General features: G+C 39.0%; 23 protein-coding genes and 2 tRNA genes. 4 read left to right on the top strand and 21 right to left on the bottom strand.

The annotated features are described in order from the left end of the window. Positions 1-18 precede the first annotated feature (18 nt). A complete protein-coding gene (locus BT797_RS18670; protein ID WP_075473136.1) occupies positions 19-540 on the bottom strand; it encodes a GNAT family N-acetyltransferase in 522 nt (173 codons plus the stop codon). 337 nt (positions 541-877) lie between these two features. On the opposite strand from BT797_RS18670, the gene hmpA reads away from it, so the two are divergent. The 3 genes from hmpA (at position 878) to BT797_RS18655 (ending at position 2,336) form a co-directional block, all read left to right on the top strand. Beyond that, positions 878-2,068, top strand: a complete 1,191-nt coding sequence (gene hmpA, locus BT797_RS18665) for an NO-inducible flavohemoprotein (RefSeq protein ID WP_045110573.1) — start codon at positions 878-880, stop codon at positions 2,066-2,068. Between the two features lie 95 nt (positions 2,069-2,163). Next, a tRNA-Val gene (locus BT797_RS18660) sits at positions 2,164-2,239 on the top strand. Positions 2,240-2,260: 21 nt separating this feature from the next. Further along, positions 2,261-2,336: transfer RNA gene (locus BT797_RS18655), tRNA-Val, on the top strand. Between the two features lie 215 nt (positions 2,337-2,551). Here BT797_RS18655 and BT797_RS18650 read toward each other — a convergent pair. After that, positions 2,552-3,580, bottom strand: coding sequence for a hypothetical protein (locus BT797_RS18650; RefSeq protein WP_045110574.1), 1,029 nt, complete (start codon positions 3,578-3,580; stop codon positions 2,552-2,554). 386 nt (positions 3,581-3,966) lie between these two features. Here BT797_RS18650 and BT797_RS18645 point away from each other — a divergent pair, with 386 nt between their 5' ends. Beyond that, positions 3,967-4,905, top strand: coding sequence for a hypothetical protein (locus tag BT797_RS18645; RefSeq protein WP_075473135.1), 939 nt, complete (start codon positions 3,967-3,969; stop codon positions 4,903-4,905). Between the two features lie 16 nt (positions 4,906-4,921). On the opposite strand, the gene BT797_RS18640 is transcribed toward BT797_RS18645, so the two are convergent. From BT797_RS18640 to BT797_RS18555, 19 genes are all read right to left on the bottom strand, one after another. Continuing rightward, on the bottom strand, positions 4,922-6,391 hold the full coding sequence (locus BT797_RS18640; protein WP_082293735.1) for an SLC13 family permease: 1,470 nt from the start codon (positions 6,389-6,391) through the stop codon (positions 4,922-4,924). A 238-nt stretch (positions 6,392-6,629) separates the two neighbouring features. Further along, positions 6,630-7,505, bottom strand: a complete 876-nt coding sequence (gene htpX, locus BT797_RS18635) for a protease HtpX (RefSeq protein WP_045110576.1) — start codon at positions 7,503-7,505, stop codon at positions 6,630-6,632. A gap of 181 nt (positions 7,506-7,686) precedes the next feature. After that, complete coding sequence (locus BT797_RS18630) at positions 7,687-7,872, bottom strand: hypothetical protein (protein ID WP_045110577.1); 186 nt, start codon at positions 7,870-7,872, stop codon at positions 7,687-7,689. Positions 7,873-8,046: 174 nt separating this feature from the next. Further along, entirely contained in the window at positions 8,047-8,757 is a 711-nt protein-coding gene (locus tag BT797_RS18625; RefSeq protein WP_052678322.1) for a spondin domain-containing protein, read from the bottom strand. A gap of 14 nt (positions 8,758-8,771) precedes the next feature. Further along, positions 8,772-9,470, bottom strand: coding sequence for a spondin domain-containing protein (locus BT797_RS18620; RefSeq protein WP_045110578.1), 699 nt, complete (start codon positions 9,468-9,470; stop codon positions 8,772-8,774). A gap of 160 nt (positions 9,471-9,630) precedes the next feature. Beyond that, positions 9,631-10,620, bottom strand: coding sequence for a 2-hydroxyacid dehydrogenase (locus BT797_RS18615; RefSeq protein ID WP_045110579.1), 990 nt, complete (start codon positions 10,618-10,620; stop codon positions 9,631-9,633). Between the two features lie 61 nt (positions 10,621-10,681). Next, positions 10,682-11,029 carry a DUF2956 domain-containing protein gene (locus BT797_RS18610; RefSeq protein WP_045110580.1) on the bottom strand — a complete coding sequence of 116 codons (348 nt, stop codon included), beginning with the start codon at positions 11,027-11,029 and terminating at the stop codon, positions 10,682-10,684. A 303-nt stretch (positions 11,030-11,332) separates the two neighbouring features. Then, positions 11,333-12,214 (bottom strand): NAD-dependent epimerase/dehydratase family protein, encoded by an 882-nt coding sequence (locus BT797_RS18605; RefSeq protein WP_045110581.1) that lies wholly within the window; start codon positions 12,212-12,214, stop codon positions 11,333-11,335. A gap of 384 nt (positions 12,215-12,598) precedes the next feature. Next, entirely contained in the window at positions 12,599-13,408 is an 810-nt protein-coding gene (locus BT797_RS18600; protein ID WP_244534240.1) for an AraC family transcriptional regulator, read from the bottom strand. A gap of 212 nt (positions 13,409-13,620) precedes the next feature. Continuing rightward, positions 13,621-14,670 (bottom strand): TIGR01620 family protein, encoded by a 1,050-nt coding sequence (locus BT797_RS18595; RefSeq protein WP_244534238.1) that lies wholly within the window; start codon positions 14,668-14,670, stop codon positions 13,621-13,623. Continuing rightward, entirely contained in the window at positions 14,667-16,124 is a 1,458-nt protein-coding gene (locus BT797_RS18590; protein ID WP_244534236.1) for a YcjX family GTP-binding protein, read from the bottom strand. Before BT797_RS18590 ends, BT797_RS18595 begins: the two co-directional genes overlap by 4 nt. 124 nt (positions 16,125-16,248) lie before the next feature. Further along, positions 16,249-17,193 (bottom strand): metal-dependent hydrolase, encoded by a 945-nt coding sequence (locus BT797_RS18585; RefSeq protein ID WP_045110583.1) that lies wholly within the window; start codon positions 17,191-17,193, stop codon positions 16,249-16,251. A 167-nt stretch (positions 17,194-17,360) separates the two neighbouring features. Then, on the bottom strand, positions 17,361-18,650 hold the full coding sequence (locus BT797_RS18580; RefSeq protein ID WP_045110584.1) for a DEAD/DEAH box helicase: 1,290 nt from the start codon (positions 18,648-18,650) through the stop codon (positions 17,361-17,363). Positions 18,651-18,825: 175 nt separating this feature from the next. Beyond that, the gene (locus BT797_RS18575) at positions 18,826-19,449 is read right to left on the bottom strand and encodes a porin family protein (protein WP_052678323.1); all 624 of its coding nucleotides are present in this window, start codon (positions 19,447-19,449) and stop codon (positions 18,826-18,828) included. 264 nt (positions 19,450-19,713) lie between these two features. Beyond that, entirely contained in the window at positions 19,714-20,541 is an 828-nt protein-coding gene (nirC, locus tag BT797_RS18570) for a nitrite transporter NirC (RefSeq protein ID WP_045110585.1), read from the bottom strand. Positions 20,542-20,560: 19 nt separating this feature from the next. After that, positions 20,561-20,887: a nitrite reductase small subunit NirD gene (gene nirD, locus BT797_RS18565; protein ID WP_045110586.1), complete on the bottom strand. Its 327-nt coding sequence runs from the start codon at positions 20,885-20,887 to the stop codon at positions 20,561-20,563. Next, the gene (nirB, locus tag BT797_RS18560; RefSeq protein WP_045110587.1) at positions 20,884-23,433 is read right to left on the bottom strand and encodes a nitrite reductase large subunit NirB; all 2,550 of its coding nucleotides are present in this window, start codon (positions 23,431-23,433) and stop codon (positions 20,884-20,886) included. Before nirB ends, nirD begins: the two co-directional genes overlap by 4 nt. Before the next feature lie 250 nt (positions 23,434-23,683). Then, a complete protein-coding gene (locus BT797_RS24370) occupies positions 23,684-24,298 on the bottom strand; it encodes an HD-GYP domain-containing protein (RefSeq protein ID WP_244534233.1) in 615 nt (204 codons plus the stop codon). Beyond that, complete coding sequence (locus BT797_RS18555; protein WP_244534232.1) at positions 24,291-26,432, bottom strand: HD domain-containing protein; 2,142 nt, start codon at positions 26,430-26,432, stop codon at positions 24,291-24,293. Before BT797_RS18555 ends, BT797_RS24370 begins: the two co-directional genes overlap by 8 nt. Positions 26,433-26,599 lie beyond the last annotated feature (167 nt).

The following is a 26,599-nucleotide window of genomic DNA, read 5'->3' as shown; positions in this document are numbered from 1 at the left end:
ACACCTATTTTTATATGCTTACAATAGCAACTGGTATATATGTAATTCCTGACTTTCACTTCCAGTATTTACATAGTTAGGTATTGAATCTACTAGCTTAGCACCCGATTTTTTTGCCACACTAATACTCGCAATATTCTTTTCAAGACATCTAAATTCAATGATTTTTGCATCGGTTCTCTCTAACAAAAAAGAAGATAGCTGAGAAATAACGTTAACGATAATACCATTGCCATGCACAGCATGTGTTAGCCAATAACCAACCTCAGCAATACCACTTTCATCTGAAATAGACTTGATACCAAAGACACCACAAACTTGCGTATTGAATTTAATTTTAAACCATCGCGAGCCAGATAATCCACTATGTAAACGCTCTGCTATGTATTTATGAGCCGATACCTCATCTAGAACACTATCAACCCAATAGAGATACTTCCCTAGTTGGGGTCGACTGGATTCAACTAAATTTAATATAGTTAAGGAATCACCTTCCTCTAGAGAAAGTAATTCGATATTTTCTGTAATATTCAATTTCATCCGGGCGTCCTTGTAACATTTCAACTCAACAACGAGTAAAGTAACGTTCTTAATTACTTTATAAACAATACCTTACAAATTTAAAGTAGCAAGGTAAACGGTTGTTAGCATTCAAGCTTTATTCCATTTAACTTACATATACGACGGTTGTCATTAGGACACCCAGTTGACTTATTGACAACTAATAATGGTTGTCATAAATACAACTAGCTTTAATGTTAAATACTAATAAGATTAAAAACAACAACTTAAAAACTTGGCACGACTACTGCTATAGAGTGAATATAAATATTGATGTAGATCAATTTATTTCACTAACCTATACAAGGTAGCTATTATGTTAACACAACACACTATTGATATTATCAAAGCGACTGTCCCAGCTGTTTCTGTTCATGCTAATGATATTACGGCGCATTTTTATCCTTTGATGTTTAGAGAATATCCAGAAGTAAAACGCTTCTTCAACCAAAGTAACCAATCGGGTAATGCCCAACCTAAAGCACTGGCGAATGCCCTTGTTGCTTATGCAGGCAACATCGAAAACCTATCTGTATTAGAAGCGGCTGTAAACCGCATTATTAACAAACACGTATCACTTAATATCCAACCAGAACAATACGAAATTGTTGGCGAGTGCTTGTTAAAATCAATTAAAGCCGTACTGGGTGACGCAGCAACTGATGAAGTGATTGATGCATGGGGACTTGCATACTGGCAACTAGCAGATCTATTAATCGCAGCAGAAGAAGCTGCTTACACAGCCAATGAAGAAAAAGAAGGTGGTTGGCGTGATGTACGTGAATTCGCAGTTACGACGAAAGTAGCTGAAAGCGAAAACATCACATCATTCTACCTGACTCCAACTGATGGCAAACCTGTTACATCATTCACACCGGGTCAATTTATAGGGTTAGTATTAAATATTGATGGTGAAGAAACACGTCGTCAATACAGCTTATCTGATTCACCAAACTCGGAATACTTACGTATTAGTATCAAACGCGAAGCTGGTGGCGTAGTATCAAATTACCTACACGATCATATTCAAGCGGGTGACACACTGCGCGTATTAGCACCTGCGGGCGACTTCATCCTAAAAGACAACAACAAACCAGTTGTACTTGTAACGGGTGGTGTTGGTATTACACCTGCAATAAGCATGCTAAACAGTTTAAAAGGAACAGACCGCCCTATTCACTTTATTCATGCAGCGATGAACACCAAGGTACATGCATTCCGTGATCATGTAACAAACCTTGCAGCTGAAAACGTAAACATCAAACCATACTTCGTTTACAGTGATGCAACCACAGAATGCCAGCCTGACGCTAAAGGTTTTATTAACTTAGCAATGCTTGAAGAAAAAATCGGTGATGATCGTGATGTAGAATTCTATTTCTTAGGTCCAAAACCTTTCATGCAAGCAATGAATGGCTTCGCACCAAAATTAGGCATCCCAGCTGAAAATGTGCATTTTGAATTCTTTGGTCCGGCAGAAGATCTAAATATCGACCCAACTGCTTAGTTTTAAAGCAAAGGGCTGATATTATTTAAAAAAGACTTGCCGATAATTTGGATGCGGGCTAATATTTGTCTCGTCTTAACGACATACCAAATTATGCTCGCTTAGCTCAGTTGGTAGAGCGCTAGCTCGACATGCTAGATGTCACAAGTTCAAGTCTTGTAGCGAGCACCATTTTTTAATGGTACAAACAACGCGTCCTTAGCTCAGTTGGTAGAGCGCTAGCTCGACATGCTAGATGTCACAAGTTCGAATCTTGTAGGACGCACCAAATAATGAAGCCTTGCTCAATGAGCGAGGTTTTTTTATATCTGAAATTCAGCGTTTGTTATATCTGAAGTGCATCGAGAATAGCTAACTAACATTAGCCTGCATAGGTTTTAGGCATATACAGCAAACCCACTAAACCAATTAATCTGCAACCGGCTTAGTAAGGTTTCAACACTGATTTAAACGCTTGGAATTCAGCATTTAAATCTTGCGTTTTCAAAGATCCGATAGGCAAGTACGACTATCAATACCCACATCGTTTAAAGCACTCAGCTGATTAATAATAATCGTTTTTAATTCAGAGACTGCAGTAGCATAGTCTGCATCAACATGTTGCAGAGCTTCGTAACCTGGGAAACTTAACCTTAGCTTACTCATTTTCTTTTCAATGCTGTTAATCACCAAAGCTGTATTTGTATGATAATTTTCAACTAGCTTATCTGCTTTCTGTTTATCAATAATAGATAAACCCTCTAAGATCCCAGCTTCATCCACAAAATGTTCCGCCATTACAAACTCAACATCTTTATACCATTCACGCACCGCTAACAGCGGCGCGATATCAGTATTCAACCCTTGGTGAGAAGCAGCTAAGATCGGAGCTTGATCAAACAACTCATCAAAGCGTTCTTGCGCATTGACGTATTTGATCATGGCTGGAAATAACAGCTTAACATCATCAAGCTTTAGCTGTTCATTAGTGGCTAAAATTAATGTTTGTTGCTTAGCATGGCGCCATTTAGATGAAAACCAACGAAACATCCCTGCATTATCCAAACAGCATTGAAGATATCTCAGCGTACTCACAGTCCCTAACTTATTCGTATTCACAAACGGCGCGAGTTTCTTATTTAACGGTTTTAAAATAGTTAACTGCTGTTGTAATTCAGCCAAACGAAAATCCATTTCATAACAATTAAAACTATCATTCCTTAACGACCATAATGCTTGCGGCGCACTTTCGATAAGTTGCACCAATGCAGAAAGCTGTTCACTGCTGTTTGCAGAGCCCTGAAAACAAATATGTAACCTTGATGGTAAATCTGTTATTAACGCTGAGTAACTATCTTGCAATTGCTGACAGCTAACAAGAACAGCATCAAGCTCAAGGGTCTGGAATTCTATCGCTTCAAGTGTCATCAAACCCGAGATACCCAAGTTCCTTAGCTGTTTAGCTGCACAAACATGAGAATCGTCGTTTAGTTTTTTATCTTGTTGTAAACGATTCGTATCCAAAGATGACATTATTTTATCCTACTCAATATAAGATTATGCAAATTAACCACATGTTTAGCTTAACATAACCAACTTCAAATATTTAACAGGCTTCAGCTTACCTTATTCCTAACACTTAATCGACCTACTTCATCTTACCCGCTATTCGCTATACTATTTAATGATATACCTTGGTTTTATAACTCGGTAATAGCAAAAGAACACACAGCTCTAACGCGTCAATAGTTCATCAAATTATTAGATCCAGCTCAATTAACAAGAAATAACTCGTACTAAGACTGGCATAGTTGTTGAATGTTAATAATTAGTTATTTAAATATTTATTAAAAACTGTTTAAATGTTGTAGTTATTATTGATGATATAAATTCAGTGAATTTAAAGAAAGTGGTGATCTATGAAGACAATGCTAGTATTAGACCAATTCATTCAGCGCCATCAGTTGGATGCAGACTATTTAACCTATGCATCAGAAAATTTTTCGAGTGCACTATTGAGTATCGTAGCGCACCAAAAACAAGCAAAAAAAACCTTCCTAGTTGGTATCAATGGCTGTCAAGGTTCAGGTAAGTCAACGCTTGCTGATTATTTTGGTACTCGCCTAAGCACAGAGTTCGACTTAAACGTCGCGGTATTATCACTTGATGACTTTTATTACAGTCGACATCAGCGCAACGAACTGGCTAACCAAGTTCATCCTTTATTGCGTACCCGCGGTGTTCCCGGCACGCACGACATGAATCTTGCTAATACGACATTAGATAAACTGTGCGCAGGCGCAACCGAAAGCAAACCGGTGAAATTACCGAGATTTAACAAGTTTGCAGATAACCCTTACCCACAATCACAATGGCCAATTGTTGCTCGCCCTATTGATGTAATTATATTAGAAGGTTGGTGTTTAGGTGTGCAACCCCAACTAATGAAAGATCTTATTTACCCGATTAACAAGTTAGAAGCAATAAAAGACAAGTACGGCATTTGGCGCAGTTATGTTAATCAACAATTAAAACAGAACTATCAGGGGTTATATCAACGCATTGATCATTGGATAATGCTTAAAGCACCAAGCTTTGACAGTGTACAAGCATGGCGATTAGAGCAGGAAAACAAACGTCAGACACTTGAAGAAAATACTGACAATAAGCAAAAAGAAACATTCATGACAAGTGCAGAGGTGCGTAACTTCACCGCTTATTTCCAGCGAATTACCGAGCAGTGCTTAGCCACGCTACCCAACCAATGTGATTGGGTATATGAACTCGATAATCAACGTAACATCGTCAATATCGTACATCAACAATCACTAGGCGAAACAACTGCAGATTCAATTTAGCTGATTATCGCTAAACCTAATTAATAGTAACAAAAAACAGAATCACTGCATAAACAAGAGTTAAACCAGCAAGACCCATGATAAGTCCCACTCTTGCCATGTCCCTGCTGGCTACTAATCCAGTTGCATACGCCAACGAATTAGGTGGCGTTGAAACAGGTAATATCATTCCTAACGAAGCAGAACAAGCCACCACAACCAACATCACCAATAATGATAAATCATCCATCGATGTCACGACCGCTGCAGCAATTGGCATTAACAAATTCGCCGTTGCTGTATTTGAGATAAAGTTTGCCATCAACCAACACACAAAAGACATAACCAAGATAACTAACAGGGCTGGTAACACAGAGTAATCAATCGAATTTGCCATCACTCCCGCTAACCCTGTTTTATCTAATGCAATACCAATCGCAATACCACCAGCAACCAGCCATAACACATCCCAATTGATTAACTTCAATTCATCTTTGCCTATGATGCCCGTTAACGTAAATATCGCCAGTGGTACAATCGCTACAACATAGGTATTCATGCCGTGTAGACTAGTACTCATCCACAAGATAATCGTTAATGAAAAGGTGATATAAACAACGATGGCTTGCCAACTGCATTGAAAGTCACCACCAAGCTGTAAATGTAAGCTATCGCCGCTAAAAGGGAACAGCTTTTGTAATAACCACCATGCAAAAGCCACTAACACGATAACAAAGGGTAAACCAATCATCATCCAATCAAGAAAACTGACATTATAAAGACTGTCTAAATACTGCAAGGCAATCGCATTGGGCGGCGTACCAATCGGTGTCGCAATACCACCAAGGTTAGCAGCAATGGGCACACTTAATACTAATGCTTTGACACCCTTTTCTTCTTTCGGTACAGACATCAGAATTGGCCCTAACAAAGACAGCATCATCACCGTCGTTGCGGTGTTTGACATAAACATAGAGAACAACGCAGTGATCATCATCAAGCCAAGCATAATCATAGCGGGCTTAGTGCCAAATGGTTTTAATAATACATTAGCTAGATTTGTATCCAAAGCATATTTATTTGCTGCAATAGCAAGTGAAAAACCACCTAAAAACAACACGATAATCGGTGACGAAAAGGCAGCGAAAATATCGTTATAATGCATCAGCCCTTCGATATTAGTGGCGGGATCGAGCCCATCATAAAAAAAACGAAAACTGTAAAGCCCTTGATCTGAGAGCATCACTAACTCAAGCGTTATAATTAAAATAGATGTGGCAAAGACAGGCACAGGTTCGAGGATCCACAACAAGGCAGCAAGGACAAAAATGGCTAACAATCGATGTTGAATAATACTGAGGTTATCAAAGGGTAATTGTGAGGTAGGGACAGAGAGTAAAAACAGCGGAATACCAAACGCAATTAATAGTTTAACTAATCTAATCATTAACAAATGGCGACCGTTACCGTCAACCACAGGTACTTTATCTACAGTTATATTCGTCATTAGCTTTAACCTCATAAGCCACTAATTCATAACATATAAAATACACTTTTTTGATATTTATTATTCGTTTGTCTATCACGTTTTAAACGTATAAAAACATTTAGATAACCATAAAGAGATACTTTAATTGGTAATCTAACAGAAAACAAAAAAGCCCCAAAGGTATAATCTTATTTTTAGTAAGACTATCAATGGGGCTAACTTAGTCATCAAAAATGACTATTTATACGTCCGTAAATTAAAGGTTACGTAATGCGTTAATACGGTTTTGAAGCGGTGGATGACTCATTAATAATTCCATCATCGTCTTCTTACCTGTAATACCAAACGCCATCATCGAACCTTCAAGTTGTGTTTCTTGACTTGTTTTAAGACGCTCTAGTGCTGCTATCATTTTATCTTTACCAACTAGCTTTGCTGCGCCTGAGTCAGCTTTAAACTCACGTTGACGGCTAAACCACATTGTTAAAAAGCTTGCTAAGAAACCAAATAACATTTCTAACACCATTGATACGATAAAGTAAGTCATAAAGCTACCACCTTCGCCCTCGCCTTCTTCATCATCCGATGTGAAACCACTTACTGCATTAGCAATAATACGTGATAAGAAGATAACAAACGTATTCACAACACCTTGCATCAAGGCCATTGTGATCATGTCACCGTTAGCAACATGATTGATTTCGTGGGCAACAACCGCTTCAGCTTCATCACGTGTCATTTGTGCTAATAGACCCGTTGATACCGCAATTAAGGCGTCATCGCGTTTAGCACCCGTTGCAAATGCATTCATATCGGCAGCATCATAAATAGCAACATCAGGTGTGCCAATACCCGCTTGTTTTGCTTGTCGAGTAACGGTTTCTAATAACCAATGTTCATTCGAGTTACGAGGCTCTGTGATGATCTCGCCGCCAATTGAACGTAGCGCCATTTTCTTCGACATCATTAATGAGATTAATGAACCACCGAAACCAAACAATACCGCCATCACCAACAACCCAGAAAGGCTACCTGATTGAATACCGGTAGTTGCATAGATAATGTTTAATACAATACTAAAAACCACCATTACGGCCAGGTTGGTTGCAAGGAATAGCATAACGCGTTTCATATATATGTTTTCTCCAATAAAAATAGAGTGACATAATATGACAAAGTTTATAAAACGCAAAGAGATGTCATTGTAAAGTGGAGTAAAGAATAAAAAACGACCTTTAAATGCTCAATACATCTAAAGGTCCAAAATACGAATGTCGCTGAGTGATGACACTGTATGTACTACAAAATAAAAATTAATTAACAGCTATGTGGATAAGGTTAATAAGCTCTGTTTCTGTCGCAGGTTCACGAGCAAGGTCTAACTCGGGAGCCGCGCCACCACTTAGAGAATAAACTTTCGAGCCACAGTGATCGTAATGATACCAAGTTCCATCAATACACACGTCCGTGTAACATTTAGGGTTCCGTAATAATTCCATATTTACCACCTTTTAATCACTTTACATACTGTTCACATTGACTATAAACGCATAGACTAATACCAGCCATTGATACAGATCAACAAATAATCTATTTCGCCATTATTGCGATCTTTATTTTGCTAACTTGCAACATAGACACGAGCTTCAGGTGGTAAATTAGATCTTACTTAACTAATTAATACGCGTTATCACCAAGCGCCCTACATTACCTGAAATACGATGTTCGGGTAATAATACCGAAGCTGCATCATCGGCCTGTGTAACAAGACCAGGATGGCGCGTCACTTTATTCATAACATCATCTCGTACCACATTATAGCCCTCACCACCATCGGCAGGTCCGGGAATACTGCCCGCGGCTTCGCTATTAGCCTCGGTACCAGCATCATAGACAGGCAAATTGTAGGTCATACTAACGCCGACCTCTAAGTTGCTAATATCGACTGCATTTAGACCCGAAAATGCATCATTCGTATTAACCAACATGCTACTAAATGACAACTGCGTAGCATGACTTTGATTGGCGCTGATAGTGAGCAATTCATTGCTACCAGGAGCAATAGCGCTTGAACCTGAAACAGCGACATCATAGCCTTTAAACAAGGCAAGTAACTCGGTATTACTCCCGCCTTCAGCCATATTCTCTAAGGCGCTACTGGCGTCAGACCCGACCGACCATAAACTAATATCTGAATTGTGCAGCGCTACCAAAATCGGCGAAAATGGTTGTTCTGCAGTATCGTTGTAGACAATTACTTCATACTCAAGCACAGCTTCAGTTGCATTGTTATCACTGCCACATGCACTAATCCCTGTTGCCAGTAGCGCGATACCCAAGGACTTTTTACTAAACACTGATTTATTAAACATTGAAATAGCCATAGATCCTCCCAGATTTATTTAACGGTAACAACAACTTTGCCGACTGGGTTTAACCAGCGGTGGATCCGACTATCGAGGTCACTCACGCCACCACTTATATCACTATCTCCTACATTCCCTGGATGTATATGAATATTACTGTTAGCCGACGAGCTACTCACTCCGCTACCACCTGTACCGCCATTCGCCCCTGGGTTTGCAGGTATACCAGGCACACCTGAAGCGCCACCGCCATTGACAATTTCGTCGTTAGCTTCGGTTCCGGCATCATAACCATTCATATAAAAAGTATAGGTGCCAGTCTCACTCGGAATAGCCCAGCTGTCTTTGCCTACAAAGCCATCATTAGTGGGTAGCATCATAGCGGCGATTGTTAATACGTTATTGCTGCCAGTGTCTAAATCACTCACCATGGTATAACTCGATGGAGCAAGTAAACCAGCAGCTGGATTAGCAGCCGATACTGCTGATAGACCATCAGCAATGGCCACTAAATCTGCAATGGCGCCGCCTTCGGCCATCGCTTGTAGTGCTGGTGAAGCTGCTTTTCCTACTTCAAATAGATGAGCATCACTGGTGTGGGCCGTAACAAGTAAGGGTGTAAAATAGATACCTTGAGTAAGATTAGTTATGCTTACGTCGACCACTGCAGCTTGACTTACTGTGCTAAGCGTTAATAGCGGCATGGCTAATAAAGATAATTTTAAATACATAGAATACTCCTTTGTGTGTCGTTTTTAATTGTCACACTCAGAATAAACAACGGATGTAGTGAGGGGGTCACGAAGTTGTCACAATTTTATCACTGACGATGTTCCCCCCTAGAATACCCGTGTAGAGTCGAAGAGCAGCTCGTTAAGCTCTCACTTTAGACTACGTAAGCACCTGATTAGCGCAAACATTCCCTACTCCAATATCGTTTAAATTATTGAGAGTAGTTTCGGCAATACTAACTAATGCTTCTTTGGTCAAAAAAGCTTGATGGCCAGTAAAAATGACATTGTGACAAGCAGACAATCGACGGAAAGTATCATCGGTAATGATTTCACTGGAATGATCATTAAAGAATAAATGTTCTTCTTCTTCATAGACATCTAAACCTAACCCACCAATTCGCCCTGATTTTAAAGCTTCGATTGCATCATTCGCATTTAACAAACCACCACGGCTGGTATTAATAATCGTCACACCATCTTTCATTAACGCAAACGTATTTTCATTCAATAAATATTTATTTTCAGAGGTTAATGGACAATGTAAACTAATCACATCACTGTGAGTAAACAGAGTATCTAGGTTGACATATTCAGCACCTAATGCAATTGCATGCTCTGAAGGATAAGGGTCAGACGCTAAAATTTTACAACCAAAACCTTTAAAAATAGCCATGGTAGCAAGACCAATTTTACCTGTGCCTATAATGCCGACAGTTTTGCCGTGTAAATTGAATCCCACTAAACCGTCTAAGGAAAAGTTAGCATCACGGGTACGTTGATACGCTTTGTGAATACGACGATTGAGTGTCATTAATAACGCGATGGCATGTTCGGCAACAGCCTCTGGTGAATAAGCAGGGACACGCACGATGGTGATTCCAAGTGCTTTAGCACAATCTAAATCAATGTTATTAAAGCCAGCACAGCGCATTGCTATACTCTTTATACCCATTTCATTAAGTTGAATTAAAACAGGGGCACTTAAATCATCATTAACAAATGCACAAACAGCATCATATCCTCTGGCTAATGTGGCGGTTTGTTGATTTAGCTGAGCATCAAAAAAATTAATACTAATAGGATCTGATATTAATGGCTCAAAGTATTGAATATCATAATTACGGGCGCTAAACATGATAACTTTCATAAACGGTTCCTCATATTAATTTATGTGGCTGCTATTTGTTTGTGTGGCGAGTAAGAAATGTTTAACCTATGCTAAGCACACCATTTTGTACAAGATAACCTGCAAAACCAGCCCAACTTAACGCTAATAATGCCCAAGGTAATCGACTTGAACTTGATTTTGTTTGTTCAATTTCAATCTCTGCTTCATTGTCTTTTGCTGCAGCCACGGTATTAGATCTTATTTTTTGTTTTTTTTGCTTATCAAGCTGGCGAACTTTGGCTTTATGCTGTTTTTTGTATTCAGCAATTCCCTTCTCAATACCTGCCGCGATCAATTTAGTCTGTTCTCTGCTTTGACCTGGTTTTTTTATACCGTTAGCAATACGTGTCGATTCAGTTTGCACTTCTGTTGATACTTTCTGTGTCATGGATTTTTCACTCTTAATTCGGTTATCTTGATGATAAATAACTCAGGTCCATGTTGCAAGTTAGCAAGATTATATTCCAAGTTTCTTATGACCTATTTCTGGAAAACAGTGCCGTCATGTACTCTATGGAATATGTTGAAAAACAAATAATCAAGTTAACTTATTAAGGGGTCAGTTCACCTTAGCATGCACACAGCTTAGGGCGATTACCCTAAGCCATTGATGGACAGGACTGCGTTAGATTTAATATCTCTAACGCAGTGAACTTAGATTAGGAAAAGTATCCTGAAATATTAAATTTTGTTAGCTAATACTAATTGCGGGAAGCACTTCTGCGAAATCATTATCCAGCATATCTAATACACTCTCATAACCATATTTCGGCTGCCACCCTAATTCTAATTGCGCCAAACTAGAGTCATAAACTCGGTCGAGACTTTTAGGTAAATGCCAAGTTCGATCTGCGAAGTCTTTTGCAAGCTTCGCGGCATACTCTTTTACGACATCATCAGCGTTTAGATAAAGCTGCTCACAACATGTCTTATTAAATGGTGTTTTTCCAGAAATAATATAACGTCTGAACCCCGAAAGACGTTTTTCGATGGCACAAGCATGAGCATTCGCTACATCTCGAGCATCAATGCCACGCGTAAGACGATAGAGAGCCATTAAATTTGCAGGTTCAGGAAAGCAGCGAGACATTTGAAGTACAGTGACAGGTAAATTAAACAAGTTTGAGATATTTTCCAAAATCTGTTCTGCTTGTATCTTGGATTTGTGGTAAATCGTTTTAGGTATAGGAGTAACCGTTTCATTGACCCATCCTGCAACGTCATCAGGCGTTGAAGAAAAACCATAGAGGGCAGTAGTGCTCGTAAACACAAAATGTTTAACCCCTTTTTTTACTGCTAATAGTGCTAGCTGCTCCGTTGCTTTTATGTTGATATCTTCGAATTCGTGCTCAGATACCAAGCCTACATGCGGCGCATGCAATGCAGCAGTATGAACAATGACATCCACATCCTCTACAGCCTCAGTTAACAAACCAATATCACGAATGTCTCCAACATAGTCTACTGTAGAGCAAGGAGTTTTATCTATTCCTACGACTTTGTGAGTCTTCATCAATTTTATATAAATTGCACGTCCTACTCGACCAGCTGATCCTGTAACTAAAATTTTCAACTTTTACTACCTGTTTGAATCCAAGAGTCTATTCTATCAGTTTACGAATGGTATGGTCTTCCTCTTCGGTATTGCATTGACCAAAAAATACCGCAAACAAGTATTTATGAATTAGAAAAATTCAGTCAAAATGCTGTTACTGGATAATGTGTGAGTTTTAACCCTAAGACTAAAAGGGGCAATTTCGAGTTAGCTAAGCAAGCTAACTCGTTCATAGACTAAAGTAAATGGATCATTTACTTTAGTAGTTAAGTGTTTGAGTTAGAAAAGTACCATTATATATCTTTCAATTTAACGTGAATTTCCATTTCAATATAACCATCAACTCTTGCATCATTGAAATAATACTCAAGCATGGGAAACTCATCCGGTTCAAATCCACTATCAGGCAGGCAGCCAATCAGAATAGATACTCAATTGGGCCTTAATTGCCTCCTCTGGATGACCTTTATAATAAAGTACAGCATACTTACCCTTTGGTATTTCAGATAAGGTAAATGGTGAGTTAACCTGAATATCATCGCCAATTACAATAGAAGTAGAATAACGACATTTATCTACAGGGGTAACCGTAGGGTTATCAAACGCAAAGGCAAATCGTTTTTGCTCCTCAGGTGTTATTCCGTTACCGACAGCCCAATCTATCAACTTATCCCAAGCTTTATATATGGCTTCAGCTTCATAACCTCCTGCTGAAGCTAAAGTACATACTCGCCTTTTATCAAATTCTCTTACTTCAACGTTCATAGTTGTATCCTTTAAGTTAATTGTATTCATCACTTCATGTGTGATGCGAGTAGGATACAAATCTGAGGGATTAAAATCTTTTCCATACTTGCTAGATATTTTTCCAATCTTGCTATCTTTGACTTTATCTGGATTCCTAATTTCTGACGGACTAAAACCAAAATGAAGTCTAACGGCTTTTGAAAAGTTGGCGCTCGATGAAAAACCACTATCTAAAGCAATTTGAGTAATGGATAGTTCTGTTTTAAAAATTAGCAAATTGACAGCTTTTTCTAGCCTCCGCCTAGCTATATAATCATTAACGGTCTCACCGACAATACCGATAAAAATACGGTGAAAGTGGAATACCGAAAAATGACTTACTTCAGCAAGGGATATTTTGTTAGCCAAATGAGCCTCAATATACTTAAGCACCCTATCAATACGAACCTTGTATGCTTTGTTCATAATTATCTAATTCAGATTATTGTTCAGATTGAAATTATCATGGGGCCTATTCTAATTTAAAGCATATAGCGACAACGGCCACTTATTATATCTGTTGCATAATTTGTTGAATGTTTAAACCTTCAACTGACCTTAGATCCTCGAAGCGTGGATTATTAATTCCAAACAATACTGGTATTCGGCTGGGAACAAACCTATTTATATTCACGAATTTAACCATTCATACGTTGTATTATACGCTTTATAAAATCTTTCATTTTTGGTTTATTCTCTGCTGAAAAACTAATCGGTCGACAAGCTGTCATCGCAGCCAAACCAATACGTGCAGTATACACCCCAGCACCAACGCCTTGACTTAAGCGAGCACCGGTTATTCCCGCTAAACTTGTTGTGCCAAATTCTTGTAACATTTCATCAAGTGCAAGTTCACTCACACCAATTAATGCCAAGTAACGGATCACGCTCTTTAATAACTTGTAACGGTTGGCCAATGAAGGTCTCATGCCATATACCTGCCCGACTTCGTCAATCATTTTCATACTACGCCATAATGCTAATAGCATATCAACTGCCGCCCAAGGACTCGCAGCCACCACCACGCCGGTTTGTAAGCTGTGTTTAGATACACGGCGTAGTGCTTCTTTATCTAATGGTGCTAAAAACACCTGTTCAAGATGGACTATGGCTTCTTTATCACTGCTGTAATCAGGCATGGTTGTAATGCTTTTAGCCAGCAGTGACGCTTGTGGTTTACCTTTATAAAACTGCGTTAACTTAGCGATAAACCCCTTTGCTTGACCAACATCATTGGTCACTTTTAATTGCTCGGCCTTATCTTGTAACCCTGCTAACGCAGCCATATTTTCTTTGTCAGCCATAAAACTAAACATGCTACGTAAGGCCAACATAGCAACAATGATAATCAATCCTGAAAAACCAGCAGCAGCGATCCAATGCAGGGCTAAGGCGCTTTGGAATACGGTATAGATTTGCCATAACGACATCACACCAAAGATACTCGCAATACCGATAACAAACGATTTTAACCCTTTGATTGGTAATGCTTCGAGCGTTAACCCACGGTAAGTATCATCAACCACATCTTCAGCAGTAATTGATGCGGGGACTTTACTTAAGTCATTATCGAGATCGGGCATGAATATTTTTGCTTCACGGCTCACCGTCACCACAGACTCTTCTGCTTGCATATCGATGGTTTTACCCTGATTACGTGCTGTACTGCTATCCACTTGCTTGCTCATAGGCATTTGTCCCCTATTAATTCATTTAAAATAGTATCAATTCGAATATGTGGTAATACATCCTGATTACTGTACGACAGCCCTTGTGGTGGATTTAACAAGGGTATTTGCCAATCTAAAAATGGCTGCCACTGTTCTTTCTCGGGGATACGCGTTGGTATGGTTGGATGAATGTAACCAATCGGTTCACCATTCACACCACGTCCCGCTATACCACGATCGCCTTGATGCTTTATTTCTTTAGAAGAACGAACCGCCGCTGTGGCTTCACAAATTGGTTGTACGCCTTCATGCTGCGCACTTTTATAAGCTTGTTTGACAATGACACCCAATAGCTGACGAACCGCATCGTGATCCTCACTTAACACTTGATCGATTTTAGTTGCGGCAAACACAACCTTGTCTATTTTAGGCTTAAATAATTGCACTAATCGATTTTGACGTCCATACGAAAAGCTCTCAGTAATGCTAGTTAATGCTTGGCGCATATCATCAAGATATTCAGGCCCTGAATTTAAGGTATTAACTACATCCACCAGCACTAATTGTCGGTCAATACGGCTAAAGAATGTTTTGTAAAATGGTTCAACCAAATGCTTCACATAGCCTTGATAATTACGCTGGCAATACTTGTAATAGCTGTTGTCAGCCGCACCATTAAGCACATCGTCGCTATATTGCTGACAGCCAAGTAAAGGCACGAAGTTCAATAGTTCTGTATCCTCAACCGTACCCGGTAATAAGAAACGCCCAGGTTGGATCAAACTCAAACTGCTGTGTTTATATTTACAGTCATGAAGAAACTGTACAAATTTAACGTTTAGTGATTTTAGAACGTCTTCATCAACGACTGATAATGGGTCTAGCTGTGTTAATTCGTCGAACAACTCCCCTATCAACGCCCGTCGTGGTGATACTTGATACTGCGCTTGGCATTGTTCGCTCCAACGTGCAAAGCTCATTTCACGTAAAGGTAAATCGAGTAGCCACTCGCCCGGATAATCACGAATTTCAAGAAACAAAGAAAACTGCTCTGCTTTTAACGGATTTAAACGTCGTCCCGAACGCGATAGTCTTAATTCAAGTAAACAACCGCTAATATTAGTGGTTGATGCAGGCCATTTGGCTTCTGATTGCGTTAGACTTTGGTAGTTCTTATCATACGGAAATACCGGAATATCAGCATCCGCTAGCGGGTGCATTTTAACACCAAGAAGACGTTCACTTAATACCGGTGAAAAACCAGCGAGGCTTGCTTTTTCATGGTGCATCAATTGATTAATTAAGCTAGTGATAAACGTCGATTTACCACTTTTACTTAAGCCTGTAATACCAATACAAAAGTAACGGTTCTGCAGCTTAGCAATACTCGCCAGCCCTTCTTCTTTAAGAGAGGTAGCTTTGCGGGATGCTTTATTCATTAATTTGGAAAATTTTTTGTCTGAGTCTCGCATATACCTGCTTCATGATTAAAGGAAGGAGAACAATGATTACTATTAATATCAGTTTACTATAGATAAATAGTTTACTATAGATAGGGATTATAGCCAAACCAGCTGAACCGAAGATGAATTAAGATTATAATCTTAATGGCGAGATTTCCTTCCAACCATCCGTATCCTTTTCTGCCAGCGCAAACTTAAATGCATAACCAACAGAGCCGGTTTTCATTCTAAGGTCGGTGGCGACTAAACGTCCATCTACATCTTCTAGGCGAATAAAACCATTAGTAAACCAGTTTAAAGACGCCAAAGCAGACGTTGTCACTTTAACAACGCCATATCCCAATTCTTGCTTCAGGGACATATCGAGAGAATTAGTCAGTACATTTAATGTCACATCATAATAAACGTTGTTATCAACCACGATAGCAATCCACCAGTTAAGGCTTGGATAAAGCGGTGAGATAAACACTTTATCACTGGGAATACCTTTACTCTGTAAAGCCAATTCAACTTTGTTAAGCATCTGCGTTTGAATCAAGACACTCAATAATAAATAACCACTACTTAGCATTAAGCCAATATGATTAACTCGCCTTGCTTTTCGTTGCTCCTTACTCTCTTTATCTCCTTTACCGCGCCACAGATAAATACAACCGACTAATAATGGCAGCGTATACAAGGGATCAATTACAAATATCGAGGCGATAGAAATCGGGTGTCCCGCTAACGGCCAAAATAGCTGCGTACCATAACTGGTAAACGCATCAAGAATAGGATGGGTAATCAAGGTTAAACAACAAAGCCAAAACAGCCGTTGGTTAGAAATGACATCGGTTTTAAATTTAAGCTTAAGTGTGGCAAAACAGATAAATGCAAAAGGAAACAACACAAATAAGGAATGTGAGAAACTGCGGTGCTCGGTGAAGCTCTCAACAGCATCAGCCGCTGGCATAAAAACATCTAAATCTGGTAATGTACCTAAGATACCGCCAATAACTAACGCACTTCGGCCTAGTTGTTTATGCCCGATAGCAGCACCAATAGCGCCACCTAATACGATTTGTGTAACAGAGTCCATGTATCGACCTTAATATAAAGTGACTTTGAGTCCTGTTATTAAATTAATCGTATTCCATCACCGAGGCAAGTTTTGCAGAGAAGCGACAAACAAAAATGGCTAAGGTCTCTCAACCTTAGCCATTCATATGAACGAATCTATTTATAATTTCAACGTAATCAATCGAATTAACGACTTGGTTTTACGTCTTTCTTCGCGCGATTATTCGTTTTCTTACCGTAAGAACGGTTTTTAGCACGACGTTTGTCATCAGTACGGCCATTTCCTTTACTTTTACCGCCACTATTACGACCATCATCAGCAGGCTTGCTCAGGTCAGGTTCATAACCCGGTAACCATTGCGCCACTAAACGAGTATCAAGCAGTGTTTCAATTTCTTCTAACAACCAGTTTTCACCAATGCTCACTAATGACGTAGCAGTACCAGATAAACCAGCACGACCTGTACGACCGATACGGTGAATGTAATCTTCTGCTTTAAACGGTAATTCAAAGTTGATTACGTGTTTAAGTTGTTCGATATCAAGGCCACGTGCAGCCACATCAGTTGCTACTAATGCGCGTACTTTACCGTTTTTGAAATCTTCAAGACCACGTTCACGTGCACCCTGTGATTTGTCACCGTGTACAGCGATTGTCTTAATACCATCTTTACACATTTCTTTTGCTAGGCTATCTGCGCCCTGCTTAGTACGAGTAAAGATAAGTACTTGGTGCCAGTTGCGAGAACCGATCAGGTAAGACGTTAATTCACGTTTACGATCGGTATCAACTGCATAAACAATTTGTTCAACTTGTTCTGCTGCTGCATTACGGATATCAACTTCCACTAATAATGGATCGTTTAATAAGCTTTTACTTAATTTAAAGATCGCATCATCAAATGTTGCCGAGAACAACATAGTTTGACGTTTTTTCGGTAGGTGCTTCAGGATACGACGAATCTCTTCCATAAAGCCCATATCTAACATACGGTCAGCTTCATCGAATACGATCTTTTCAACAAACTCAAGTGATAGCGTTTCACGATCTAATAGATCCAATAAACGACCTGGTGTTGCTACTAAGATGTCGGCACCTTGTACAAGCGCTTTAACTTGTGGGTTAATGCTCACGCCACCGTAAACAAGTTCAGCTGTTAATTCACTGTCTTCACTATATGTAACAAAGCTTTTGTGTACTTGCTGTGATAATTCACGCGTTGGCGTTAATACTAAAGCACGGATTTGTTTTTTAGCGGTTGAGTTAGCAGTTAACTGCTGGGCCATTAACTGGTGAATTATAGGCAATGCAAATGCTGCCGTTTTACCAGTACCAGTTTGAGCACCACCCATAATGTCGCGCCCTTCCAGAATTGCTGGAATAGCTTGAGCTTGAATTGGTGTAGGCATTTCGTAGCCTAACTTGGTAACAGTATTAATTAAATTTTGATTAAGATTTAAAGCAGAAAAACCCATAATGACCTTACTAAATACAACAACAAAAACGACATGCCGCGCAGTTTAGCAGAAGTATTACAAGATTGCAGATAAAGTAGGTAAAGCAATGATTTTAAGAACTAGTGGCGAATTTATGCATATAAAAAAACCAACCGCTTTAACGATTGGCTATCACTTAATGCATTAGTTAAGTTTAAAACTTATATGCTATAGAGGCATAGAATGAGCTTAGCGTAAAACTATTTGACTCAGCGTAGTCATCATCATCAATGACAAATAAATCCACTTCATATCCAACACGGGCACTTAACCCACCCAAGGCTGTAGGTGCATACTCAAGTCCAAAACCATAACGAACGCCAAGCTGCTTATCTTCTGCATTTGTCTCGTATGACTGTTCTAAATCGATAGAAGATATTCCAACAACGCCAAATGGTCTTAACCCATTAGGGAAGATATACCCTAAATTTGCAGAGATTGAAATTGCCGATGGTGACCAAGCATAATGAGTATACTCATTTTCGATGTCACTATATTGGGTATATTGACCTTCAAGCGCAAATACTCGGCTAAACTGATAACCCGCTATAAACTTAAAAGTATTACCATCGTCTTCAAAATTTGGAGCATCAAAGTCAAGGCTATCAAATGCTGTAGTACCAGTACCAACACCTAGATAGAAACCTTTCACTTTTTGTTCTGCTTGTACGGCTACTGACGCAGATTGTTGAGAAGCACTGCCTTCAGTCGTGCCAAACTTAGCATGCGCAGCAGAACTTGCTAAAACTAAAACCATCAGTCCAATTGTTTTATTCATAATTATTCCCTTAATTATTATAATGTTAACCAAATAAATTATTGTTGATTTATAACACAGCCGCGCTAACTAATACTAACCAAAGTAGGCCTAATCAACCTTTCTCATGAGTAAATGGTACTAATGGATTAGTGTTTATATTCAATAAACTAACCACCATAAGATACACAAACAAAAACGCCTCCTACATTCATTATGAATACAAAAGGAGGCGTTTATTAATTTTAACCCAGACTAATTTAAACGAGTCTGCTTGAAAGTATATTAAGCTTTAGCTGTTTTATTTACAGATACTGTAGTTTCGACTGTTGCTTGATTTACCACAGGACGTTCAGCTTTTGGTGTTGAGTACCAGTAGCCTAAACCCATAAATGCAGCACCAGAGATGAAGTTACCGAGTGAAACCCATAATAAGTTATGACCAACACCAACGAGGTTGAATGCCTCTTGGCTATCACAAAAATATGACATTGCAAAAATAGTCATATTAGCGATTGAATGTTCGTAACCAGAAGCGATGAACGCCAATAAACACCACCAAATAGCGATAAACTTACTCGAACCTTCAACACGCTGGCACATCCAAATTGCGAGACAGACTAACCAGTTGCATAAGATACCTTTGAATAGTAGAACTATTGCTGGTGCTGTTGTTTTCGATAACGCAACTTTGTGTACCAAACTTTCTGAGTTACCTAATAATTTACCGCCACCCGCGTAATAAAAGAGCGCGGCGACTGCGATTGAACCCAATAAGTTATATAACCATGTTTTTGGTAAAATACGAAAGTTATCACCCCAAGTAATGGCACCTGTTTTAGCGCCTAAAGTTAAAAACATAGTATGACCAGTAAACAGTTCAGAACCCGCAATAATAACCAAGGTTAATGCGATACCAAATGTTGCACCCATCACTAATGGACGAATTGATGGATCAACTACATTACCTAACGTGAAGATCAAAATAATACCAAGACCAACATACGCACCGGCCATTGCACCGCTGATAAGAAAACTAATTGGATCAGTCTTGTCTAACTTTACGATTCGAGCAGCGTTAGCTGAACATTTTTTAATTGTGTCTGCATACATGAAGAAACGCCCTTTCTAATTAAATATTAATTTCAACACTGTCTTTATTCACTCGAACTTTATAAGAAATCAGTGATACAAGATCATTTTCTAAACATTGACCCGTTGCTAAGTTGAAGCGTTGTTTTTTCAACGGACTTGCGACCCAAAGCTGGTCGTCATGTTCGCAAATAAGACCGCGTGAAAGTACATTTGATTTAGCAAACGGGTCCATGTTATCGATAGCAAATAACTCATCGTTGTCACGTGGACGGAAAATCGCAACTTGTTTACCTTTAACCAGTGCACACACACCTGTTTTTGGGTTGATATCGTTTAGTTGGCAAACGCTAATCCATTTACTCATGCGTATTCCTCCACTGTGATTGTATAAGTATTTGCTTTCTCTGCAATGGAAGCAGGACGATGTTGGTCACGTGCACTCACAAAGCGCACATTACTATCTTGTGCATCACTATTAATAAAATGAGCGAAACGTTTTTGCTGATCTTCACTTTCGACTACTTCAGACCATTCACATCGGTATTCAGTAATCAGTTTATTGATATCAGTTTCTAGTTGTTCATTGATACCCAGTTTGTCATTAACAACCACTTCGCGTAGGTAATCAACACCGCCGTCTAAGTTATCCATCCACACCGACGTACGTTGTAGCTTGTCTGCTGTACGCACATAAAACATTAAGAAACGGTCGATATATTGAAGTAATGTTACTTCATCTAGATCCGATGCGAGTAAATCTGCGTGACGCGGGTTCATGCCCCCATTACCACACACATACATATTCCAACCAGTGTCAGTTGCAATAAGGCCTAAGTCTTTACCCTGTGCTTCAGCACATTCACGTGTACAACCGGATACACCAAACTTCATTTTGTGTGGAGTACGAATACCTTTATATCGGTTTTCAAGTAGTACACCAAGGCCAACGCTGTCTTGCACACCAAAGCGACACCAAGTACTACCAACACAGGTTTTAGCCATACGCAATGCTTTTGCATACGCTTGACCAGTTTCATAACCACCAGCAATCAATTTCTTCCAGATTGTTGGTAAGTCACCTTTGTGAGCGCCGAACAAACCAATACGTTGTGCGCCAGTTATCTTGGTATACAAGTTATATTCAGCAGCAACATCAGCCAGTACAGCCAGTGCTTGTGCTGTAACTTCTCCACCAGCCATACGTGGAATAACTGAATAAGTACCGTCTTTTTGCATGTTTCCTAAGAAGTTATCATTAGTATCTTGCAGGCCAACATTATCACGACTTAATACGTGGTCACCCCAACACGATGCTAAGATGGAACCCACGGTTGGTTTACACACTTCACAGCCGTAACCTTTACCGTATTTAGTCAGTAACGCTTCAAAAGTCTTGATACCTTCAATACGAATAAGGTGGAATAGCTCTTGGCGAGAATATTCGAAGTGCCCACATAAATGGTTTTTTACTTCAATCCCTGATTTAGCCAGTTCTAAATTCAACACCTGTGTGATAAGTGGTAAACAACCACCACAACCTGTTCCCGCTTTAGTAACTGCTTTTATTTCGCCTATTGTTGTGTGTCCATCGGCAACTGCAGCTGCAATTTTACCTTTAGTAACATCAAAACAAGAACACAATACCGCAGTATCCGGTAAAGAATCAGCTCCCATTACTGGCTTACCGCCGCCTGCGTGCGCTGGTAAAATCAAACTATCTGGATGCTCAGGTAGGTCCATATCGTTCAATTTAAGTTGTAATAAGTTACCGTAATCAGATGTATCACCGATTAATACTGCACCCAGTAATTTCTTGCCATCTTCAGAAATAATAATACGTTTGTATACTTCCTCTGTTTCATCAAGGTATACGAAACTCTTGCAGCCCGGTGTACGGCCATTTGCATCACCGATACTCCCTACTTTTACGCCAAGCAGTTTGAGTTTTGCACTCATGTCCGCGCCTTCAAATGCACTTTCATGCCCTAGCAAGTGGTCAACAGCAACCTGTGCCATTTTGTAACCTGGTGCGACTAATCCAAAGAACTGTTCGTTCCAAGATGCACACTCTCCGATAGCATACACATCGTTATCGCTCGTCACACATTGGTCAGTAATAGTAATACCACCACGGCGGCCAGTTGCTAAGCCTGATTGATGAGCCAACTTGTCTTGTGGGCGAATACCGGTTGAAAATACGATGAAATCAACTTCAAGCTCGGAACCATCAGCAAACTTCATGGTATTACGTGCCGTTTCACCCTGCGCAACAATTTCTAATGTATTCTTACTGGTATGCACTTGCACGCCCAGCTTTTCAATTTTTTTACGAAGCTGTTCGCCACCTTCACGGTCTAGCTGCTCAGCCATTAATACTGGCGAAAACTCGATAACGTGTGTTTCAACACCCAGTGCTTTTAATGCGCCTGCCGCTTCTAGACCTAATAAACCACCGCCTACAACGACACCGCTTTTACTGCGTTTTGCCGTTGCTTCAATAGTTTTTAAATCTTCAATAGTACGGTAAACAAAGCAATCTTTACTTTCGTTACCTTTAATTGGTGGTACCCAAGGCGTTGAGCCCGTAGCCATAATCAATTTGTCGTATTTGATTTCACGGCCTGAGTTTGAATAAATGATTTTCTGAGAGCGGTTAATATTAATAGCACGTTCACCAATTAACACATTGATATTATACTTGTCGTAAAAACCTTCTTTTACCAGAGATAATTCATCAGCAGTGTGATGAGAAAAATAAGAAGATAGATGGACGCGATCGTAGGCTACGCGGGGTTCTTCACAAAATACAGTTATATCAAAATTTTCGATTTCAGCTTTTTCTACGAAGTCTTCTATGTAACGGTGACCAACCATACCGTTACCAATAATAACCAGTCTAACTTTGCTCATAAGTATTCCTATATATTTATTATATAGGCATTTTGAGGTATTACTTAGGTGATAAGTATGATTCAGATCAACTCTATTATCGAGTTAACGTGAACAAGATCAAAAGTGTGAACTAAAACGTAACTTTATAACGTCATATGGGATTTAATAACGAAAAGTTATATATAACGTCATTAATGTAATTAAAAAACAACATAACGACCAATACGAATACTCATAAATAAATAATTGTGAGTATTTTGTTATTTAATTACAAAAGTATCACATCGCTAATATAAATAGCTCTAAGCCCATCAACATCGACAAAATCAAGTTGTTCCGGTTTTAAGTATTCATCTGCATAAGATTGGTAGACACCTTTTGTTAGAAACAAATCAAACACATCATGATCAAGATGCTCATCTCTTACCATAAATGCCATTATTTTTAATGCTTGACTTAGCTTTTTGGCATCTTTATAGGGACGATCAGATGCTGTCAATGCTTCAAAAACATCTGCAACAGCAATCATTCGACCACCAATCGGGATCGCTTCCCTTTTTAATTTGAGAGGATAGCCTTCACCATTCATTTTTTCGTGATGACTACCTGCAATTAAAGGGACATTCTTTAAGTATTCAGGATACATAATCTGATCAAGCATTACATATGTTTGCACAATGTGGTCGTTAATGTGGTACCGTTCTTCCTCTGTTAACGTTCCAGTCTTAACGATGAGATTATGTATCTCACCACGGTTAAAGCGATGCGCAGGTTGTAGTATTTTAAAATCACGTTCACTGTGCTTATTTTGCTTTTCTTCCCATGCCCATAAATGTTCTAATTTGTCCGCTAACACATTTTCAATAACAGGTAGCTTATTCACCCCCCCCTGATTTTTTCGCTAATGCTTGTTGAGAGATGCCAATATCATCAGGTAATGTTCTTAACCAAGTACGTTTTGATATCTCGATTAAACGCTGCTGTTTTTCAGGTACTAAAAAATCACGACCAGGATTACAGCTTGCTATAAATGCAAACTCTTTATCTAATTCCGCTTTTAGTTCATAACAAACTTGCTGGGCTCGAAACTTATCCATCCCATTTGCTATCGACTGCCAATATGCAACATCAGCATCACGTTTTAATACTTCATAGCGCATTCGTATTTCATGAATTCGATCATAAATAGTTTCAAGTTTCGTTGCTTTGTCCATCACATAATCAGGCGTTGTTACTTTACCGCAGTCATGTAACCAAGCAGCAATTAATAACTCTTCCCAATTTTTTGAGGTTAACGAAAAATCAGCAAATATGTCAGTATCAGACTCAGCAGCTTCCGCTATCAACTTGGTAATTTCTGGTACACGTTGACAATGACCACCAGTGTAAGGGGATTTTTTATCTAATGCGGTCGCTGTCATCATCACAAAAGAATGGAATAATTCCTGTTGTTCCTGTTCTTTCTCTAAATGCTCTAACACTATTTCGTTGAACCCAATAAAGTTTCGAACCAAGCGAATTCTATCATAAACGGCTTTGTCTATTTGTCCTTTAAAACCAATAACTAAAACACCAACATTCTCTTCTTTACGATTCATTAAAGGAATAATAAAACCTGTTTTACAGGGCCCGCCAGAAAAAACAATTTGACCGTCTTGCTCTGACAATTTGTACACATGTTTATCTAGTACAGCTTTGTTATTAGCTGCAAAAGCCTGTAAATCAAACTCAGGGATATTTCCCGAACTTGCGTTAAGATTGAACTTTTGTCTATTTTTTCGGCTGTTGATAAATAGCTGACAACTACTTGCAAACAAAATAGATTCTGTCTGCACCACAATAGAAGCAGATAATTCCTCGGGCTTAGACGATCGTGCAACATCATAAAGATTATTAAAGAAATCAACTAACACACTTTCCATCAACAGCATGGTTTCATTAAGTTGATCAATTTCCACAATGTTTGATGGTTTATATTCCTTACGGCGATACTTAAATGTTTGGATATTAACCAAAGATTCATTTAAATATATAAGCGGCTTAGCGATGCGCCGAGTCGAAAAAACACTAATAATCAAAAAAATTAATGTTAAAAATAGCATATTCTGAATATTAAAGTTGGAGCTTAAATAAGCTGAAGTGGCCAAAAAATCTTTCTCTTTCAGTAAATTGACTACATAAATAACATGATCATCACCAATTCTTAATGGCGTGATTAACAATCGGGAGAGCTCGCCACGATCAGTCATTGGCTCAATGATTGTTTTAAAAGCCATCAAATGGTCCAACTTGGCTAATGCATTAGCCAAGTCAGGTTCACTTTCCGCTAAAGAATACGAGTGATCGGCATCACTAAATTTAAGGTTACTTGCAATTACATCTTGGGTCGATGTTAATAAAAATGTTTTGGCATGTTCAGAATATTCCATATCACTGGTGAGCCGCGATAAGGATTTATAGTCAAAGTCAGCAGCAACAACACTCGTACCGTCGTATGAACGACGCGAAAATGTGATACCTAAATGCTGGGAGGGGTAAAACTGATAAGGCTTAGAAATTAAAATACGACCATCAAATTTTGAGCCTTGAAACCAAGGTCTCTCTCTTGGGTCAAAACCACCATTATCATAATATTCCCAAGAAACAACTTGTAACTCTCGATTCAAAAATACACGGCGTTGCTGCCCGTTAACCTGATTAAAGTTAATATTAAATACAGCATTCGTAGGGAATAACTGTTCAGCACTCCGCATTTCGTCTGTTATTCGATAAATAAATACCGACTTGCCCGCTTGATTCGCCGCATATAATGAGGTGATATAAGGGTTCTTAATTAACGTTGTAGTTATAGGCGCCAGCCATGTTAAATCTTTGTCATTATTTTCAACCAAGTTAACGACTATCAACATATCAAGTGAAGTAAACGCGGGGATCGAAATAAGTTTAATTTGGCTTTGTAAATTGCTGGTATATTTCTTTACATACTCGTTTGTGCAATTCGCTTTTTCTGATTCCATATAGTTTATACAAGCCAGAATTGTCGTTAAACTAAATATACTAAAGAGTAAAATGAAAATGCCTGAGATATAAGTTCGGAAAGTGATGGGTTTCATATTATATACAATACTTTTATGAGCGCATTGTATCGTTAAATCAACCATCAACTAAGAAATACAAACGGTTA

This window comes from Moritella viscosa (genome assembly GCF_900120065.1).
In the GTDB taxonomy this organism is placed as follows: domain Bacteria; phylum Pseudomonadota; class Gammaproteobacteria; order Enterobacterales; family Moritellaceae; genus Moritella; species Moritella viscosa.
The sequence above is the reverse complement of the archived record's forward strand: the minus strand, read 5'-3'. Positions and strand labels throughout refer to the sequence as shown.

Excerpts from the sequence above, each read along its gene's own strand:
- htpX (WP_045110576.1), bottom strand. The coding sequence starts at position 7,505 with ATGAAACGCGTTATGCTATTCCTTGCAACCAACCTGGCCGTAATGGTG.
- BT797_RS18590 (WP_244534236.1), bottom strand. The coding sequence starts at position 16,124 with ATGCGAGACTCAGACAAAAAATTTTCCAAATTAATGAATAAAGCATCC.
- BT797_RS18670 (WP_075473136.1), bottom strand. The coding sequence starts at position 540 with ATGAAATTGAATATTACAGAAAATATCGAATTACTTTCTCTAGAGGAA.
- BT797_RS18575 (WP_052678323.1), bottom strand. The coding sequence starts at position 19,449 with ATGAATAAAACAATTGGACTGATGGTTTTAGTTTTAGCAAGTTCTGCT.
- BT797_RS18640 (WP_082293735.1), bottom strand. The coding sequence starts at position 6,391 with ATGACGAATATAACTGTAGATAAAGTACCTGTGGTTGACGGTAACGGT.
- BT797_RS18610 (WP_045110580.1), bottom strand. The coding sequence starts at position 11,029 with ATGACACAGAAAGTATCAACAGAAGTGCAAACTGAATCGACACGTATT.
- BT797_RS18625 (WP_052678322.1), bottom strand. The coding sequence starts at position 8,757 with ATGGCTATTTCAATGTTTAATAAATCAGTGTTTAGTAAAAAGTCCTTG.
- BT797_RS18650 (WP_045110574.1), bottom strand. The coding sequence starts at position 3,580 with ATGTCATCTTTGGATACGAATCGTTTACAACAAGATAAAAAACTAAAC.
- nirB (WP_045110587.1), bottom strand. The coding sequence starts at position 23,433 with ATGAGCAAAGTTAGACTGGTTATTATTGGTAACGGTATGGTTGGTCAC.
- BT797_RS18620 (WP_045110578.1), bottom strand. The coding sequence starts at position 9,470 with ATGTATTTAAAATTATCTTTATTAGCCATGCCGCTATTAACGCTTAGC.
- BT797_RS18555 (WP_244534232.1), bottom strand. The coding sequence starts at position 26,432 with ATGGAATCAGAAAAAGCGAATTGCACAAACGAGTATGTAAAGAAATAT.
- BT797_RS18585 (WP_045110583.1), bottom strand. The coding sequence starts at position 17,193 with ATGGACTCTGTTACACAAATCGTATTAGGTGGCGCTATTGGTGCTGCT.
- BT797_RS18595 (WP_244534238.1), bottom strand. The coding sequence starts at position 14,670 with ATGAGCAAGCAAGTGGATAGCAGTACAGCACGTAATCAGGGTAAAACC.
- BT797_RS18630 (WP_045110577.1), bottom strand. The coding sequence starts at position 7,872 with ATGGAATTATTACGGAACCCTAAATGTTACACGGACGTGTGTATTGAT.
- nirC (WP_045110585.1), bottom strand. The coding sequence starts at position 20,541 with ATGTATGCAGACACAATTAAAAAATGTTCAGCTAACGCTGCTCGAATC.
- BT797_RS18580 (WP_045110584.1), bottom strand. The coding sequence starts at position 18,650 with ATGGGTTTTTCTGCTTTAAATCTTAATCAAAATTTAATTAATACTGTT.
- BT797_RS18615 (WP_045110579.1), bottom strand. The coding sequence starts at position 10,620 with ATGAAAGTTATCATGTTTAGCGCCCGTAATTATGATATTCAATACTTT.
- BT797_RS18645 (WP_075473135.1), top strand. The coding sequence starts at position 3,967 with ATGAAGACAATGCTAGTATTAGACCAATTCATTCAGCGCCATCAGTTG.
- hmpA (WP_045110573.1), top strand. The coding sequence starts at position 878 with ATGTTAACACAACACACTATTGATATTATCAAAGCGACTGTCCCAGCT.
- BT797_RS18600 (WP_244534240.1), bottom strand. The coding sequence starts at position 13,408 with ATGAACAAAGCATACAAGGTTCGTATTGATAGGGTGCTTAAGTATATT.
- nirD (WP_045110586.1), bottom strand. The coding sequence starts at position 20,887 with ATGAGTAAATGGATTAGCGTTTGCCAACTAAACGATATCAACCCAAAA.